Raw genomic sequence first — 16,558 nt, 5'->3', positions numbered from 1 at the left:
AACGGCACCGCCGTCAGCACCACCGACAGCAAGAACCCGATGACATATTCGCGCAGCGTGCCGTGCGGCTCAGTGCCGTGAACCAGACCAGGATCATGCTCGGAAGCGTGGTCGTGAGCGCTCATCGCAACATGCCCATCAAGTAGACAAACGTGAACACACCGATCCAGATCACGTCGAGGAAGTGCCAGAACAAGCTCAAGCAGGCCAGCCGGCGTGAGTTCGCCTTGGTCAGCCCGTGCTTGCTTATCTGAACCATCAAGGTGATCAGCCACACGATGCCGAAAGTCACGTGCAAGCCGTGCGTGCCGACCAGAGTAAAGAACGCAGACAGGAAGGCACTGCGCTGAGGCGTCGCGCCCTCATGAATCATGTGCGCGAACTCATATAGCTCGATGCCCAGGAAGGCCGCGCCGAACAGACCGGTAACTGCCAGCCACACCAGCGTCGCGCCGACCTGCTTCCGATACGACGCCAGCATGGCGAAGCCATACGTGATCGAAGACAACAGCAGCATGCTGGTGTTGACCGCCACCAGCGACAGATCGAACAGATCCTGCGGGCCCGGCCCCGCCGCATAGTTGCCGCCCAGTACTCCGTAGGTGGCGAACAGCACGGCAAAGATGAGGCAGTCGCTCATCAGATAGATCCAGAAGCCGAGCAGCGTGCTGCCGCCGGCTTCGTGATCGTGCTCGTCCGTCAGATGAAACAGCGTGCGATTGGCCGCTTGTTCGTTGGTAAGTGCGTGTCCCATCGCTTAGCTCCGCACCGCCGCTAGCAGCTGCGTGCGTTCCTGCTCAGCCCGCACCACGTCCTCCAGAGACAAGTGATACTCCCGCTTGTAATTGAACGTGTGATAGATGGCGTAGCCGACGATGCCGACGAAGCTCAACGCCGCCAGCCACCACATGTACCAGACCATCGCGAAGCCGAAGATGGTGCTGAGTACGGCGAGCACGAAACCGGCACCGGTGTTGCTCGGCATGAGGATGGCGCGGAAGCCCGACAACGGCCGCTGATAGCCGCGTTGTTTCATGTCCCACCAGGCGTCGCTGTCGTGAATGACGGGGGTGAACGCAAAGTTATAAGCCGGCGGCGGCGACGAAGTGGCCCATTCCATAGTGCGGCCGTCCCACGGATCGCCAGTGGTATCGCGCAGTTCGTTCCGCTTGCGGAAGCTGACGTAGAACTGCACCAGCATCGCGGCGATACCGAGCGCGATCAGAACGGCGCCGAACGCCGCGATCTGGAACCAGATCTGCAACGACGGATCTTCGAAGTAACGCAGGCGACGAGTCACGCCCATCAGGCCAAGCACATACAGCGGCATGAACGCCACCCAGAAGCCGACCACCCAGAACCAGAACGAGACCACGCCCCAGAATCGATCCAGCTTGAAACCAAACGCCTTGGGGAACCAGTAATTGATGCCGGCGAACAAGCCGAACAGCACGCCGCCGATGATCACGTTATGGAAGTGCGCCACCAGGAACAGGCTGTTATGAAGCACGAAGTCGGCCGGCGGCACCGCCAGCAACACGCCCGTCATGCCGCCGATCACGAACGTGAGCATGAACGCGACCGTCCACATCATCGGCAGCTCGAAACGGATCCGGCCGCGATACATGGTGAACAGCCAGTTGAACAGCTTGGCACCGGTGGGGATGGAAATGATCATGGTGGTGATGCCGAAGAACGAGTTGACGCTGGCACCCGAGCCCATGGTGAAGAAGTGATGCAACCACACGATGTACGACAAGATGGTGATGACGACGGTGGCGTACACCATGGAGCTGTAGCCGAACAGCTTCTTGCCCGAGAACGTCGAGGTGACTTCGGAGAACACGCCGAACAACGGCAGAATCAGGATGTACACCTCGGGGTGACCCCAGATCCAGATGAGGTTCACATACATCATCGGATTGCCGCCGAAATCGTTGGTGAAGAAGTTGGTGCCCACGTAACGATCCAGGGACAACAACACCAACACCGCGGTAAGCACCGGGAACGCGGCCACGATCAGCACGTTCGTGCACAGCGAAGTCCAGGTGAACACCGGCATCTTCATCAACGTCATGCCGGGCGCGCGCATCTTGATGATGGTCGCGAGCAGATTGACGCCTGATAACAAGGTTCCCACGCCCGCTATCTGTAGCGCCCATATGTAGTAGTCGACGCCGACGTCTGGACTGTACTGAATACCCGAGAGCGGCGGATACGCGAGCCAGCCGGTGCGTGCGAACTCGCCGACGAACAGCGAGAACATCACCAACACCGCGCCGGCAGTGGTCATCCAAAAACTGAAGTTGTTGAGGAACGGGAACGCCACGTCACGCGCACCGATCTGCAACGGCACGATGTAGTTCATCAAGCCAGTGACCAGCGGCATGGCGACGAAAAAGATCATGATCACGCCGTGCGCGGTAAAGATCTGATCGTAGTGATGCGCGTTGAGATAGCCTTCCGAGCCGCCGAACGCCATGGCCTGCTGCAGTCTCATCATGACCGCGTCGGCGAAACCACGCAGCAGCATGATGATGCCCAGGATCATGTACATGATGCCGATGCGCTTGTGGTCGATGGTGGTGATCCAATCGCGCCACAACGTGCCCCACAGCTGATACTTGGTGATAGCTGCGAGCATGGCGATGCCGCCAATGGCCACGGCTGCGAAAGTGGCCACCACGATGGGCTCATGCAGCGGCAAAGCCGCCAACGACAACCGACCGAAGATCAGCTGCAACAAGGGCGAATCGGCGTGAGGCATCTGCATCTGGGCTACTGCAAGCTCGAAGGTGTCGTCGTGTCGACGAACAACGAATGAGCCGACTTGAATGAGGGATTCGGCAGACCGGCACCCTTCAGCGGGGAACGGTCCACACGGGAGAACGGCAACGACTCGTCGGCTTGTCTGGCGATCGGTGCCGTGCACAGGCCGATGACATGCGCATTGTCCGAACCGAACACAGCGCGAGGCTGATCAGCCGCCATGCGGGCGACGTTGTGAACACCGGCAAGGCCGAGCCCACCGCGCTCGTCGATGGCCATCATGTCGTGCATACACATCTTGCCGGGTTCGACGCACATGCCCACGATGGCGCTGAACAGTTCCGCATCCACACCGGAGAAACGACGAACGGGCTCGCGCTCCGACGGCTTGGCCAGCTGCTTCAGATACAGATCACGGGTCAATGTTTCCTGACTGGCGCGCGCGTTGGCGACCCAGCGCTCGAACTCGCCCTGCTCCAGCGAATGCACCTTGAAGCGCATGCCGGAGAAGCCCGCGCCGCTGTAGTTAGAAGAGAAACCTTCCGACACGCCGGTCTTGTTCAACACGCCGTGCAGCTTGGTCTCCATGCTGGGCATCGCGTAAATCATGCCGGCAAAGTGCGGGATGTACAGCGAGTTCATCACTGACGAAGCGGTGATGCGCAACGCCACCGGCTGATTCACCGGCACGGCGAGCTCGTTGACCGTGGCAATGCCCTGCTCGGGATAAATGAACAACCATTTCCAATCGAGCGCCACCACTTCGACCTGCAACGCTTTGGCATCTTCGGGCACGGGCTGCCCAGGCGCGAGACGATCGAGCGGACGATACGGATCGAGCAAATGAGTGCCGAGCCAGGTGAGCGCGCCCAGACAAATGACGATGAGCAGCGGCGCGGACCAGATGATCAATTCCAAGCGCATCGAATGATGCCAATCGGGTTCGTAGCGCGCTTCGCGATTGTTATGTCGATAGCGCCACGCAAAGATGACAATCAGCGCCATCACCGGGATGATGATGAGCAGCATCAGCCACGTCGACATCACCAGCAGATCGCGCTGCTGAGCGGCCACGTCGCCGGATGGGTTCAATACCACGGTGTCGCACGCGGCAAGCGCGAGACATAGCGGAAGTAATGTAAGAATGCGCAGTCGGTTCTTCATCGACACGAGACCGGAACGCCGCCATGAAACACAACGCGGCGGAGCATACGGCGTTGAGTCGCGCAGCGACATTGGGCGTTTTGCCCAATGGTCCCATACCCGGGGACAGCGCTATAAAGCGTCATTGATCCATGGGAGCGAGTTATGACGGTCGCGCAGTCCGGTGCGCCCACTTCGTCGCTGGAGCGGGACGCCCGCCGCACCAATGAAGCGCATGCCGGCGAAGTCCGCCCCGGCGACATCGCCATTGGCGTCATCATCGGTCGGACCTCGGAATTCTTCGACTTTTTCGTGTATGCCATTGCTTCGGTAGTGGTGTTTCCGAAGCTGATCTTTCCGTATGTCGACGCGCTGACCGGCACGCTCTATTCGTTCGCCATCTTCTCGTTGGCGTTCGTCGCTCGCCCGCTAGGTACCCTGGTCTTTACCGCCATCGACCGAGCCTATGGTCGCGCCATGAAGTTGACGGTGGCGCTGTTCCTGCTCGGCACCTCGACCGTGGCCATCGCCTTCCTGCCTCATTATGAAGACATCGGCATTGCGGCCGCTTACATACTAGCGGTGCTGCGCATCGGTCAGGGTATGGCGTTGGGTGGTTCGTGGGACGGCCTGGCCTCGCTGCTGGCGTTGAACGCGCCGCCGAATCGTCGCGGTTATTACGCAATGATTCCGCAGCTCGGCGCGCCGCTCGGCCTGATGGTGGCGAGCGCCTTGTTTGCTTACATCATCGGCAATCTGTCCGCCGCCGACTTCCTCGATTGGGGCTGGCGCTATCCGTTCTTCGTGGCCTTCGCCATCAACGTGGTGGCGTTGTTCGCCCGGCTGCGTATCGCCGTCACGCCGGAATATACAAAGCTGTTCGAGTCGCGCGAGTTACAGCCCGCGCCGATTCTGGAAACATTGCGCTATGGCGGACGAAACATCGTCATCGGTGCGTTCGCGCCGCTGGCCAGCTTCGCGTTGTTTCATATGGTCACGGTGTTCCCGCTGTCGTGGGTGTTCCTGTACACCGACGAAGGTCCGGCTCGCTTTCTGATGATTGAGGCGGTGGGTGCGGCGGTCGGCGTCGGCGCCATCGTGGCATCCGGTTGGCTCGCGGATCGCGTCGGCCGCAGAACTTTGCTCGCCAGCACCGCTGCCGCCATCGCTGCGTTCAGCGGCTTTGCGCCTCAGTTGCTGGCCGGCGGCGAGATCGGCGAAATCGTATTCATGCTGTCCGGCTTCTTGTTGCTCGGCCTGGCGTTCGGCCAGGCGTCGGGTGCGGTGGCCTCTAATTTCCCCACCAACTATCGCTACACCGGTTCGGCGCTGACCTCGGATCTGGCCTGGTTGTTCGGTGCTGGTTTCGCGCCTTGGGTGGCGCTCGAACTCACCAGCCGTTTCGGCTTGGGCTTCTCAGGCGCCTACTTGCTGTCCGGTGCCATCGGCACGCTGGTGGCGTTGTTCGTGAATCGCCAGATGGCGCACGACCGGTAAACGTTGCAGCTTACCGGCCGTGCCAGGTCGTTACTGATCAGGACGCTTTGCGCCGCGCCGCCACTGAGCGAGCCAGCCCATCCAGGAGTTGGACCGAGGTGGCCCAGTCGACGCAACCGTCGGTGATGCTTTGGCCATATTCCAGCGGCTTGCCCGGCACCAGATCCTGCCGGCCCGCTTTCAAATGACTTTCCACCATCAGGCCGCTGACCCGGCGCTCGCCCGCTTCGATGCGCTTGGCAATGTCGGCCGTGACCACCGGCTGATTCTCAGGACGCTTCGAGCTGTTGCCATGACTCACGTCGATCATGACGCGAGCCGGCAGCTTGGCGGCCTCCAGTTGCTTGCACACTGAATCGATGCTGGCCGCATCGTAGTTCGGTTCCTTGCCACCGCGCAGGATCACGTGGCAATCGCTATTCCCAGTGGTAGTCGCGATGGCGCTGTGGCCCTCCTTGGTAACGGCCAGAAAATGGTGGGGATGCGAAGCCGCCTGAACTGCGTCGATGGCGATTTTCACATTACCGTCGGTGCCGTTCTTGAAGCCCACCGGGCAGGACAAGCCCGACGTCATTTCACGATGCACCTGGCTCTCGGTGGTGCGGGCGCCGATGGCTCCCCAGGTGACCAGGTCGCCGATGTACTGCGGGGTGATGATGTCCAGGAATTCACAACCCGCCGGCAGACCGAGATCGTTGATGTCGCGCAGGAGTTGGCGGGCCACCCGCAGGCCGCGATTGATGTTGAAGCTGCCGTCCAGGTCGGGATCGTTGATCAATCCCTTCCAGCCTACGGTGGTACGCGGCTTCTCAAAATAGACCCGCATGACGATTTCCAGCTCGCCCTTGTGCTTCTCGCGCTGCTCGCGAAGCCGCTGGGCGTACTCCATGGCAGCGGCCGGATCGTGAATCGAACACGGCCCGATCACCACGATCAAGCGGTCGTCCCGGCCGTGCACGATGCTTTGCACTGCCCGGCGCCCCTGCTCGATGGTGGCCTCGGCAGCCGCGCTCAGGGGGTACTCGCTCATCACTTGATGCGGCGGGACCAGCTCTCGAATTTCACGGATGCGTAAGTCGTCTGTGCGGGCGTTCACGGTGGCTCCAGTGGCCAGGGGCTAGCGGTCAAAAAAAAACCGCCAGTTTTAGCTGGCGGTTTTTTCGGTTGTACTCGGTTATTCGGTCAAATCGAGTTCAGTCCTGCCGCCAATGGCTTTGGGGTTCCAAAGTAAAAATAAAGCCAGTAGCGGGAGGAGAAGTTCATGGAGTGTTTGATAACACAGCCGCGCAAGCTTAAGCAACTCCCGAAAGTCCAAGCTATGAAGCGGGTCCGCAGCCAACGCCGGGCGGTTTCATTGACAACGGCGGCACTCATAGCACGTTGGCGCAGAACAGCAGGCACGTCACATTCTGAGCAGCTCACTCGACTTCGTCGCGCAACTCGGCGCTCACGTCGCGAACGTCGGTATCGGACTTACCTTCCGCCAGATCCTGCCGGGCACGCAGGGCGAGCTCGCGATAGCCTTGGCGAATCCGATCCAGGTGTTTTTCGTCCAGCTCTTCCAGATCCAGCAGCGCCAGATGCGCGCCGTCGATGGAACGTAGCAGCTCATCCAGTTTGATCTGGATGGCCTCGGCATCGCGGTTCTGGGTGTTTTGAATCAGGAACACCATCAGAAACGTGACGATGGTGGTGCCGGTATTGATGACCAGTTGCCAGGTATCGCTGAAGCCGAACAAAGGCCCGGTCACCGCCCAAATGACGATGATGCCGACCGCGGCAATGAAGGTGGCCGGATGACCGGCGGCGCGAGAAGTGGCTTGAGCAAACCGGGCGAAGCCCGAGCTTTTACGATAGAGACGATCCGGCATGACGAACTCCACGGTCGGTAGCCATTACGGGCGACCGACCCATGGTAATGCCGGGAACGTTCAGGCAGCTATGGCAATGTCCTCTCGTCCTGCTGCCGCGTGCGACGACGGCCGCACGGCGTGGCCATGCTCTGTCTTGATAGAGAAAGCCGAGATAGCCGCGAGCATCTGATCCGACTGCGCTTCCAACATCTGCGCCGCGCCGGTCAGTTCCTGCGCCATCCGAGCGTCGTCCTGAGTCATCGAATCCATCTGCGTGACGGCGCTGTTGATCTGCTCGATGCCTTGCGCCTGTTCATGGCTGGCGGTTTCGATTTCGGACACGACTTCAGTGACCTTTTTCACCGCCGCCACCACTTGGCGCATCGACTCTTCCGCCTCGGTCGCCAACGCAGTGCCTCGTTGCACGGTCTGCTGCGACACTTGGATCAGTTCGCGAATTTCACGAGCCGAGCTGGCCGAACGTTGCGCCAGATGCCGCACTTCCTGGGCCACGACCGCAAAGCCGCGCCCCTGATCGCCAGCGCGCGCCGCCTCGACAGCCGCGTTCAATGCCAGCAGATTGGTTTGGAAAGCGATGCTATCGATGATGCCGACGATCTCGCCGATGCGCTTGGAGGATGCAGAGATCTCATCCATGGTCGCTCGCACATCGCCGACCACCTCGCAGCCGCGTGCCGTCGTCACCGACGAGTCGCGTCCCAACTGAGTGGCCTGCACCGAGTTCTGAGTGTTACGAGCCACCGCGGCCGTCAGCTCTTCGAGCGACGCTGCCGTCTCTTCCAAGCTCGCCGCATGTTCGTTGGTCCGCCGCGCCAACTCTTCGTTGGCCTGCACGACCTGCTCGACACTGCCACGCACTTCACCGGCAGCGTGCAAGTTGTCTTTCATCACACCATCGAGCTTCACTCGGATCTGTTCCAAGGTACTCGCCACCGCGACCACGCAAGACACGCCTTCGACAGGAATGCGAGTGCTGGTGTCGCCGCTCAACATACGGAAAGTCGAGCGCTGCAGACTGATCAACGGCTTCACCACATTGTTCTGTACATAGAACATGTTCGCGAAGGTGGCCATGGCACCGATCAAGCTCAGCCAGGTCACGATGCCCGCGCCGTGCAGGTAGCTCAGCACGGTCATGATAGATAAGAGAGTGCTCAAGCCGCCGAGCACCCACCACGTGCCGGTTCGCAACGACATATTGGCCAACCGCGAGCCCAGGCCGGCGAGCGAGGTGTCCACCACCTTGCCGTGACGGATACGAGTACTGCCAGCTTGGCCGGCGAGGATGCGGGCGTAGATGCGCGAGGCGCTTTCGACTTCCTGCCGCGTCGGTTTGACGCGCACGGACATGTACCCAACGATGCGGCCATTGCCGTCCATCATCGGCGTCACGTTGGCGCGCACCCAGTAGAAGCCGCCGCTCTTGCGCCGGTTCTTGACGATGCCGGTCCAGCTCTTGCCCGCCTTGATGGTGGCCCACAGGTCCGCGAACGCCTCCTGGGGCATGTCGGGATGGCGCACCAGATTCTGCGGCTGCCCCAGACACTCTTGCAGCGAAAACTCGCTGCTGGCCAGGAACGCCGGATTGGCATAAGTAATACGGCTCTGAGTGTCCGTATGGGTGATGATCACTTCCCCTTCAGGAAGCACGTATTCCACTTGGTTGACGGGTCCGTTGTTACGCATCTAGTACTCCAAATCGGCACCGCTGCTCCGGCGGCCTTACCCCCTCCTCGGCCACTGTCGGCAAAGCTAAACAGCACTTAGCCGAGGATCAGGGGATGACTGAAAGGGGGCCGGGGTTTGGCCTAACCCGCACCGCATCGGCGCGCTTGATAGTGCGCATCCACCGAAACGATTTTCCGGTCCGCACCACGATTTCTACACTGCCTCGATTCCTAGACTGATAGGGCAACCGTCTGGTTGGTCGAAAACAGGGCGAGGCAGCGATGCTCAGATTGACGGGACTGCATCATGTCAACTTCGCGGTGCGCGATCTCGGCAGCAGTGAACGGTTCGCGATCGACTTCGGCTTGCAAGTCGCGGCTCGCACCGAGCACAGCGTATTTCTGCGGGGTGCGGGCAATGGGGCTTATCTGCTGCGGCTCGAAGCCAGCGATCGCGATGCGTTTCTGGGCGCGGCCTGGAGCGTGGCAGATGCCAATGAATTGCAACGAGCCGTCGCTGAATACGGCGCCACTAACCTAAGTGAATTAGCCGGCCCGGGCGGCGGCCACGCCGTCACGTTGACCGATCCTGAAGGGTTGCCTTGGCACTTGGTGGCGGACATCGCACCGACCATAGCGCAACCGCTGCGAGAATCACTACGCATCAACACCGGTGCCGCTAAGGATCGTCGCGGTGTCACCCAGCTCAAGCCGCCGCTCGGCCCGCCGCAACTGCTCAAGCTCGGTCATATCGGTATCTTCATCCAGGATTTCGCGCGCCAGTCGCAATGGCTGCAGAACGTGCTCGGCCTGCTGCCGAGCGACGTCCTCTACGCCGGTTCGCCGGATCATGGCATCGGCGGATTTTTTCGACTGAATCGCGGCGCCGAGTGGGTGGACCATCATGCGCTCGCCGTGTTCGCGATGGGCAAAGCCGATTGTCATCACATCTCATTCGAAGTGCAGGACTCCGAAGCCCAATTCGTGGCGCATCGCTGGCTGTCCAAACAAGGTTGGGAACCAGTGTGGGGCGTGGGCCGGCATCCGCTCGGCAGCCACGTGTTCGATGTGTGGCGCGCTCCCTGCGGCTATCGCTTCGAAACCTACAGCGACACCGATCTATGCACCGCCGCCGAACCCATGCACCTGCATGACGTAAAGCACGCGCAAATGGATTTGTGGAGTAACGAGCAGCCCGATCGGTATTTCAAGTAAGCACCATGAGCGACATAGCGACTCGCGAAATCGACACACGCACAGGCCTGGCACACGGCACGTATGGATTCGGTACGTTCAAGCATCGCGGCCGAACTTTTCCAGGCATCGTTCGCAGCGACGGCGGTGTAATCGATGTTGCCGAGCGCTACGCCGACACGCATGCCATCTTGGATCGCTGGCAAACCAGCGCCGCCGAGTTACGACAGCTCGCAACTAACGGCGAAGTCATCGCCCAGTTCGCTGACGTGACACCGCTGCCGCCGCTCTCGCATCCAAACATTCTCGCCGCCGGCTCGAACTACCGGCAACACGTCATCGAGATGTACGAGCACAACGACTTCGATCCGCGGCCCGGCGAGACGCGCGAACAACGTCGCGCTCGTTACGAAGATCTGATGGATCGACGCATCCGCGAAGGCATCCCGTACATGTGGACCGGGTTGCACTCATCGCTCTGTGGAGCACATGACGACGTGCATCTGCCAGCGCGCGGTCGTAATCATGATTGGGAACTCGAAGTCGCCATCGTCATCGGCCGCAGTGAGCGTCATGTGCCGCCGGAACGCGCCTTGGAACTGGTGGCCGGCTACACCATCGTCAACGACTTGGGCACCAACGACACCTTCCGCCGCACCGACCCGATTCCGTTCCCGCACGATTGGATCGGCAAGTCCTCGCCCACCTTCAAACCGGCCGGTCCTTTCATCGTGCCGCGTGAGCTGGCCGGGCCGGTGCCGGAGATGCGCATCCGGCTGTCGGTGAACGATCGCCCCATGCAGGACTCGTTTGCCAACGACATGATCTTCGGCGTGGCGCGACTGGTGTCGTACGCCTCCTCTCGCGTACGGCTGCTGCCGGGCGACTTGATCCTTACCGGCTCGCCGCCTGGTAACGGCGCCATCCGCGGCAAATTCCTGACGGCCGGCGACATCATCGGCGCCGAAATCACCGGCCTGGGCCGGCAACGCAATCGGTGCCTCGACGAGACGCCGTTCGGGCCGGTACAAAACTAAGTACAGAACTGAGCAGATCAGTTTGGCTGATGGGTGGGCCCGCCAAAAACCATTTCACAAGCCCGCCGCCAGCCGTTAGTTTCGGCGCTGAAAGGGGGAGACGATGACGATGCAGGCACGCAAAGTGTTGATCGTGGGCGGCGGTATCGGCGGCCTGTCGGCGGCGGTGGCGTTACGGCGCGCCGGCGTCGAGGTGGATCTGGTCGAGATCAACACCAGCTTCAAGGTGTATCACGTCGGCATCATCGTCCAGGGCAACTTCATCCGCGCCATGCACGAGCTGGGCATTGCCGATCAAGCGGTAGCCGCAGGCTTCCCGCAGTTCGGCCTGCAGTTCAAAGATCTGCATGACAACGTGCTGGTCGACATTCCCGGCATCCCGCTCGCCGGCAATCAATATCCGTCCGACCTCGGCATGGCTCGCCCTGCCCTGCACGGCGTGCTGACCGAAGCGGCTCGCACCAGCGGCGCCAAACTGCGGCTGGGACTGACATTCGAGACCATCACCCAAACCGCCGACCACATCGATGTCACTTTCACCGACGGCACGACCGGTCGCTACGATTTGGTGGTCGGTGCCGACGGCGTGCGTTCCAAAGTGCGCACGACGTTTTTTCCCGAGGCGCCCACCCCGCATTTCACCGGCCAAGGCGTGTGGCGTTACAACGTGCCTCGCCCGCCCGAGATCACGCGTACTTTCATGTGCATCGGCCTGGACGGCGGCAAGTGCGGCTACTGCCCGCTCACACCCACTACCGGCTATGTAATCCTGGTGCAAAGTGAACCGGGCAATCCTCGTCATCCGCCCGAACAGCTTGCGGACATCATGCGTTCGCGACTCGACGCTTGTACTGGATTGATGGCTCAGTTCCGCGACCAGATCGTGGACTCGTCCCAAGTCGTGTATAGGCCGTTGGAAGCCGTGTTCGTTCCCGCTCCGTGGCATCGTGGGCGCGTGTTGTTGATCGGCGATGCCGCTCACGCCACCACTCCGCACTTGGGCCAAGGCGCAGCGCAAGCGGTCGAAGATGCGGTCGTGCTGGGTCGCGTGTTCGAACAACACCAACCCATCGAGCAATTGCTCGACGCCTTCATGCAGCGTCGTTATGAGCGCTGCAAGTTCATCTACGAAAGCTCGCTCCAAATCGGCGAATGGGAACAGCGACCGACGCCGGATGCGGATCCTGCCGCGCTCACTAAAAAAATGCTCGCGACGGTGGCGCAGCCGATCTAACAGTCATGAGCGCAGCGCCCGACTTGTTCCGGATCGACGGCAAAGTGGCGCTGCTCACCGGCGCCACTCGCGGCATCGGACTGGCAATTGCTCAAGCCATGGCTCGTGCCGGCGCGACTGTCGTGATCTCGAGCAACGAACCCGAAGAATGCGAACGGGTCGCCGCCGAAATCCGCGCCACTGGCGCCGATGCAATCGCAATTCCCTGTGATGTTGCCAACCACGAGCAGATCGATTCGTTGGTGAGTTCGACCCTCACCGCTCGCAGCCACATCGACATTCTGGTTTGTAATGCAGGCGTCGCCCCGCACATGGGTCCGCTGGCGACGGCCTCCGATGCCGATTGGGATCTCACCATGACGGTGAACCTACGCAGCCAGCATTGGCTCACCAGTTTGGTGGCGCCGCGCATGGCGCAACGAGGCGGCGGCAGCGTCATCATCGTGTCGAGCATTTCCAGCGTCCGAGGCAACAAAGCCATCGGCCTGTACGGACTGTCCAAAGCAGCCTCGGCTCAGCTGGCACGCAATCTCGCCGTGGAATACGGGCCGAGCAATGTACGAGCGAACGCCATCTCGCCCGGCTTGATTCGTACCCAATTCGCTGCGCCGTTGCTGGACAACGCCGCAGTGCTCGAACGCCGCCTATCACTGACGCCATTACGTCGAGTCGGCGAGCCCCATGAAATCGCGGGAGTCGCCGTCATGCTCGCCTCGCCCGCCGGCGCCTTCATCACAGGTCAGAACTTGATCGTCGACGGTGGCACCACCATCAGCGACGGCAATTGAGAGCCCGCCATGAACCTGAAACCCGTCCGTCGAGTCGTCACCGGTCACGATGCCGAGCAACGCTCCATCATCAGCTCCGATGGCGCACCGACCGTGATTCCCTTCAAGGCCATTCCCGGCACGGTGTTCTACGAGTTATGGAACACCAACGAAATGCCGGTACGCATCGACAACGCTCCAGACCCGACGCATCGCCAGCTGCAGTTACAACCGACTCGCCACGGCAGCATCATCCGCATCGTCGACATTCCGCCCGACTCAGTACAGAACGCCGTGCCTGCCGAGGAAATCGCCGCCGGGTTTGCAGCGATGGGCGCCAGTCACGCCGTCGAAGGCCAGCACAATGCCAAACACAAAGTCATGCATCGTACGCAGTCCATGGACTACGGCATCGTGCTCGCCGGCGAAATCTGGCTACTGGTCGATGAGGGAGAAGTTCGACTCGGCCCCGGCGACATCGTGATCCAGCGCGGTACCAATCACGCGTGGAGCAATCGCACTGAGGAGATGGCGCGGATCGCCTTCATCTTGCTCGACGGCAAGTTCGACGAATCGCTGTAACAGCTACTGAGCGGTGTAGCCGCCATCCACCAATAAGCTGGTGCCAGTGATCAAGCTGGCTGCCGGCGAAGCCATGAACAGCACCGCGGCGGCGACTTCTTCCATGGTGCCGATCCGGCCCAGTGGAATCTTACGCAACACGTCCTGCTTGAAGGTTTCGTTCTCGAAGAATGGTTTGGTCATCGGCGTCTCGACGTAAGTCGGCGCCACCGAGCAAACACGCACGCCGCGCGGCGCCAACTCCACCGCCATCGCTTTAGTCAGGCCTTCGATGGCGTGCTTGGATAGGCAATACACCGTGCGATTGACGCTGCCGACGTGGCCCATCTGAGACGTCATATTGATGACCACACCGGAGCCGGCTTGAACCATGCGCCGTGCCGCCGCCTGTGCGACCACGAACACTGAGCGCACGTTGAGCGTCAGGATTTCGTCCAACGTACCCAAGTCGACATCGATGAAGGGCTGCGGCCGATTCATGCCGGCGTTGTTCACCAGCACGTCACAGCGCTGCAGTTGTTCGAATACATGCGCCACTTGCTCATCGTTGGTCACGTCACACGGGGCACTGACAGCATCGACACCGTTGGCGCGAAAGTGTGTGGCGAGTCGCTCTAATTCCTCACTGGGACGCGCGACCAGAACCAACGACGCCCCGGCCGCAGCGAACGATTCAGCACAGGCACGGCCGAGGCCACGACTCGCGCCAGTGATGACCACGGTCTGGCCGGCAAAGATGCGCTCAGTCATGGCATCTAAGCTTCCAGCGCGCGTTGTACCAAGGACTCGAGCGTGCCGTCGTTACGGAAACCCGCGGCCAGAGATTTCGGACAACGCAGCGGCGGCAAATTGGCGAACTGAGCTTGCAAGGCTTCATTGCGCTCGTATCGAACATTGCCGAGCACGCGATCACCGCGTTGACGCGCAATCGCGCCGACCACTTCTTCCATCGACGCATGCATCACTGGCAGCAGCCAAGTGCGCCGTGCTGCCGCCACGGCCGGATCGAGCGAGGCTGCGTGCAGGATGTTATCGACGACACAAGGTCGCGACATCCACCACGCACGACCTTCCGCTCCGACCGGACAAGTAAAACTACGACCGGCCCACAGCTCGCGAATCATGTCGCTCAAGAACGCCGACAACATGCCCGACGGCGCTGGCGGCCGAGACACGATGCCAGGCAAACGCAACGAGCGGCCGTCGATGAAGCCTCGCAGGCTGTAGTCGCTGATCAGAATCTCGCCGATCCATTTGTGCGCGCCGTAGCTCATGCTGGGCTCGGGCAAGGTGTCCTCGTCGATCACCTCAGGCATGGGCACGCCGTACACGCCAATGGTGCTGGCGAACACCACACGTGGCTTATTACCTTGCTGACGCAACACTTCGAGCAACGCAATGGTCGCTTCCAAGTTCACGCGCAAACCCAACTCGAAGTTCTTGGTAGCCGCGCCGCCGGGAATGCTGGCCAGATGAAACACCAGATCCGGTCGCGCCAGGCAGGCCCGAAGCAGCGTTTGTTCGGAGCCGAGATCGCCTTCGACTTGGGTCACTCGGCTATCGGTGGCCACTGCGGCAAAACGCTGATCCAACAACGTCAGCGTCTTGACTGGCTTGCCGAGCACCGTCTCGGCGTCGGTGGCCAACAAACGCTCGATCAACTTACGACCGATGAAGCCATCCGCACCGGTGATCAGAACGTTCATGGCGCTGGCGCCTGTTGCACGCGCTGTTCTATCGCTCCGAACAGCGGGCCGCCCTTGGCATCGCGCATTTCGATCCGCACCCGGTCGCCGAAGCGCATGAACGGCGTGGACGGTTTGCCTTGATCTTCCAGCTCGATACCACGACGCTCGGCGATGCACGCCGAACCCACGGTGCGATATTCGCTGTTAGAGATGGTCCCCGAACCAATGATGGTGCCAGCATGCAAGCGACGCGTCCGCGCAGCGTGAGCGATCAACTCATGAAAGCCGAAGCCCATGTGGCCGGCATTGGGATGACCGAACCAACGGCCGTTCCACTCGACATTCACCTGCAAATGCACTCGGCCATCGCGCCAGGCCTCACCCAGTTCATCCGGCGTCACTGCTACTGGCCCAAAACTCGATGACGGCTTGGCTTGCAAGAAACCGAAACCTGTTTTCATCTCTCGTGGAGCGAGCAAACGCAGGCTGGCGTCATTCACCAGCATCAACAGCTTCACATGCTGTAAGGCGCGAGCAGCCGGCGTGCCGAGCGGAACATCGTCGACCACCACCGACACTTCGGCTTCGAAGTCGATGCCATCGGCTTCGGTCGGATAGAACATGTCATCCCGCGGACCATGAAAGTCGTCGGATGCGCCTTGATACATCAGCGGCGTCTGCATCTTTCCTTCGATGGGCTGCAGACCGAACACCTTCTCCAACAGATCGCCATGACTATGGAATGCCGAGCCATCCAGCCACTGCGGCGATCTCGGCAACGGCGCCGCCAACTGGGAGTGATCCAGCTCGAACGATGTCGCCGTGCCAGCGTTGAGCCGGTCATAGATCTGTTGCAACCGAGGTGCGGCGTCCTGCCAATTCTCCAGCGCCTCACGCAACGTGCGTGCAACGTCGGTTGCTCGAATCGCGGAACGAAGATCGCGCGACACCACGATCAAGGTGCCTTCGCGCCCGCCTTCCTTCAATGTGCCCAGCTTCACGATGCTCTCCTCAACTATGAACTTTCAACACCAACTTGCCGCGCGCATGTCCTTGCTGGCTGAGCTCTTGCGCGGCAGCGGCATCCTCGAGACGGAACGCTTTAT

Annotated in this window: 15 protein-coding genes; 6 read left to right on the top strand and 9 right to left on the bottom strand. The window is 61.0% G+C overall.

Translation table 11 applies throughout. The features are described from left to right. Positions 1 to 121: 121 nt before the first annotated feature. Genes cyoC through cyoA form a run of 3 tightly spaced genes read right to left on the bottom strand, consistent with a single transcriptional unit; the run spans position 122 to position 3,933 of the window. Positions 122 to 754, bottom strand: coding sequence for a cytochrome o ubiquinol oxidase subunit III (gene cyoC, locus JNL55_RS06635; RefSeq protein ID WP_293851019.1), 633 nt, complete (start codon positions 752 to 754; stop codon positions 122 to 124). Positions 755 to 757: 3 nt separating this feature from the next. Then, on the bottom strand, positions 758 to 2,767 hold the full coding sequence (gene cyoB, locus JNL55_RS06630) for a cytochrome o ubiquinol oxidase subunit I (protein WP_415923021.1): 2,010 nt from the start codon (positions 2,765 to 2,767) through the stop codon (positions 758 to 760). An 11-nt stretch (positions 2,768 to 2,778) separates the two neighbouring features. Beyond that, positions 2,779 to 3,933, bottom strand: coding sequence for a ubiquinol oxidase subunit II (gene cyoA, locus JNL55_RS06625; RefSeq protein WP_293851016.1), 1,155 nt, complete (start codon positions 3,931 to 3,933; stop codon positions 2,779 to 2,781). Positions 3,934 to 4,077: 144 nt separating this feature from the next. On the opposite strand from cyoA, the gene JNL55_RS06620 reads away from it, so the two are divergent. After that, complete coding sequence (locus tag JNL55_RS06620; RefSeq protein ID WP_293851013.1) at positions 4,078 to 5,409, top strand: MFS transporter; 1,332 nt, start codon at positions 4,078 to 4,080, stop codon at positions 5,407 to 5,409. Between the two features lie 37 nt (positions 5,410 to 5,446). Here the strand turns inward: JNL55_RS06620 and JNL55_RS06615 are convergent, their stop codons facing one another. The 3 genes from JNL55_RS06615 to JNL55_RS06605 form a co-directional block, all read right to left on the bottom strand. Further along, positions 5,447 to 6,505, bottom strand: a complete 1,059-nt coding sequence (locus JNL55_RS06615) for a 3-deoxy-7-phosphoheptulonate synthase (protein WP_293851010.1) — start codon at positions 6,503 to 6,505, stop codon at positions 5,447 to 5,449. Between the two features lie 322 nt (positions 6,506 to 6,827). Beyond that, the gene (locus JNL55_RS06610) at positions 6,828 to 7,280 is read right to left on the bottom strand and encodes a low affinity iron permease family protein (RefSeq protein ID WP_293851007.1); all 453 of its coding nucleotides are present in this window, start codon (positions 7,278 to 7,280) and stop codon (positions 6,828 to 6,830) included. 60 nt (positions 7,281 to 7,340) lie between these two features. Next, entirely contained in the window at positions 7,341 to 8,969 is a 1,629-nt protein-coding gene (locus JNL55_RS06605) for a PAS domain-containing methyl-accepting chemotaxis protein (protein ID WP_293851003.1), read from the bottom strand. A 263-nt stretch (positions 8,970 to 9,232) separates the two neighbouring features. Here JNL55_RS06605 and JNL55_RS06600 point away from each other — a divergent pair, with 263 nt between their 5' ends. The 5 genes from JNL55_RS06600 to JNL55_RS06580 all read left to right on the top strand — a co-directional run bounded on the left by JNL55_RS06600 (position 9,233) and on the right by JNL55_RS06580 (position 13,764). Further along, positions 9,233 to 10,165 (top strand): VOC family protein, encoded by a 933-nt coding sequence (locus tag JNL55_RS06600; protein ID WP_293851001.1) that lies wholly within the window; start codon positions 9,233 to 9,235, stop codon positions 10,163 to 10,165. A 5-nt stretch (positions 10,166 to 10,170) separates the two neighbouring features. Next, positions 10,171 to 11,181, top strand: coding sequence for a fumarylacetoacetate hydrolase family protein (locus tag JNL55_RS06595; RefSeq protein ID WP_293850999.1), 1,011 nt, complete (start codon positions 10,171 to 10,173; stop codon positions 11,179 to 11,181). 103 nt (positions 11,182 to 11,284) lie between these two features. Then, positions 11,285 to 12,415 (top strand): FAD-dependent oxidoreductase, encoded by a 1,131-nt coding sequence (locus tag JNL55_RS06590; RefSeq protein ID WP_293850996.1) that lies wholly within the window; start codon positions 11,285 to 11,287, stop codon positions 12,413 to 12,415. A gap of 5 nt (positions 12,416 to 12,420) precedes the next feature. After that, positions 12,421 to 13,203 (top strand): SDR family NAD(P)-dependent oxidoreductase, encoded by a 783-nt coding sequence (locus tag JNL55_RS06585; protein ID WP_293850993.1) that lies wholly within the window; start codon positions 12,421 to 12,423, stop codon positions 13,201 to 13,203. Positions 13,204 to 13,212: 9 nt separating this feature from the next. Next, a complete protein-coding gene (locus JNL55_RS06580; protein WP_293850990.1) occupies positions 13,213 to 13,764 on the top strand; it encodes a cupin domain-containing protein in 552 nt (183 codons plus the stop codon). Positions 13,765 to 13,767: 3 nt separating this feature from the next. Here JNL55_RS06580 and JNL55_RS06575 read toward each other — a convergent pair whose 3' ends face one another. From JNL55_RS06575 to JNL55_RS06565, 3 genes are read right to left on the bottom strand one after another with little or no spacing between them, the layout of a single operon-like run. After that, positions 13,768 to 14,514, bottom strand: a complete 747-nt coding sequence (locus JNL55_RS06575; protein WP_293850987.1) for an SDR family NAD(P)-dependent oxidoreductase — start codon at positions 14,512 to 14,514, stop codon at positions 13,768 to 13,770. 5 nt (positions 14,515 to 14,519) lie between these two features. Then, positions 14,520 to 15,470: an NAD-dependent epimerase/dehydratase family protein gene (locus JNL55_RS06570; protein WP_293850984.1), complete on the bottom strand. Its 951-nt coding sequence runs from the start codon at positions 15,468 to 15,470 to the stop codon at positions 14,520 to 14,522. Then, entirely contained in the window at positions 15,467 to 16,453 is a 987-nt protein-coding gene (locus tag JNL55_RS06565) for a fumarylacetoacetate hydrolase family protein (protein WP_293850981.1), read from the bottom strand. The genes JNL55_RS06570 and JNL55_RS06565 overlap by 4 nt, the downstream gene beginning before the upstream one ends. Between the last annotated feature and the right edge of the window lie 105 nt (positions 16,454 to 16,558).

Origin of the sequence: Steroidobacter sp. (assembly GCF_016790065.1) — a bacterium.
Taxonomy (GTDB): domain Bacteria; phylum Pseudomonadota; class Gammaproteobacteria; order Steroidobacterales; family Steroidobacteraceae; genus Steroidobacter.
Note: the sequence above shows the minus strand (reverse complement) of the source record. Positions and strands in the feature narration are given on the sequence as shown.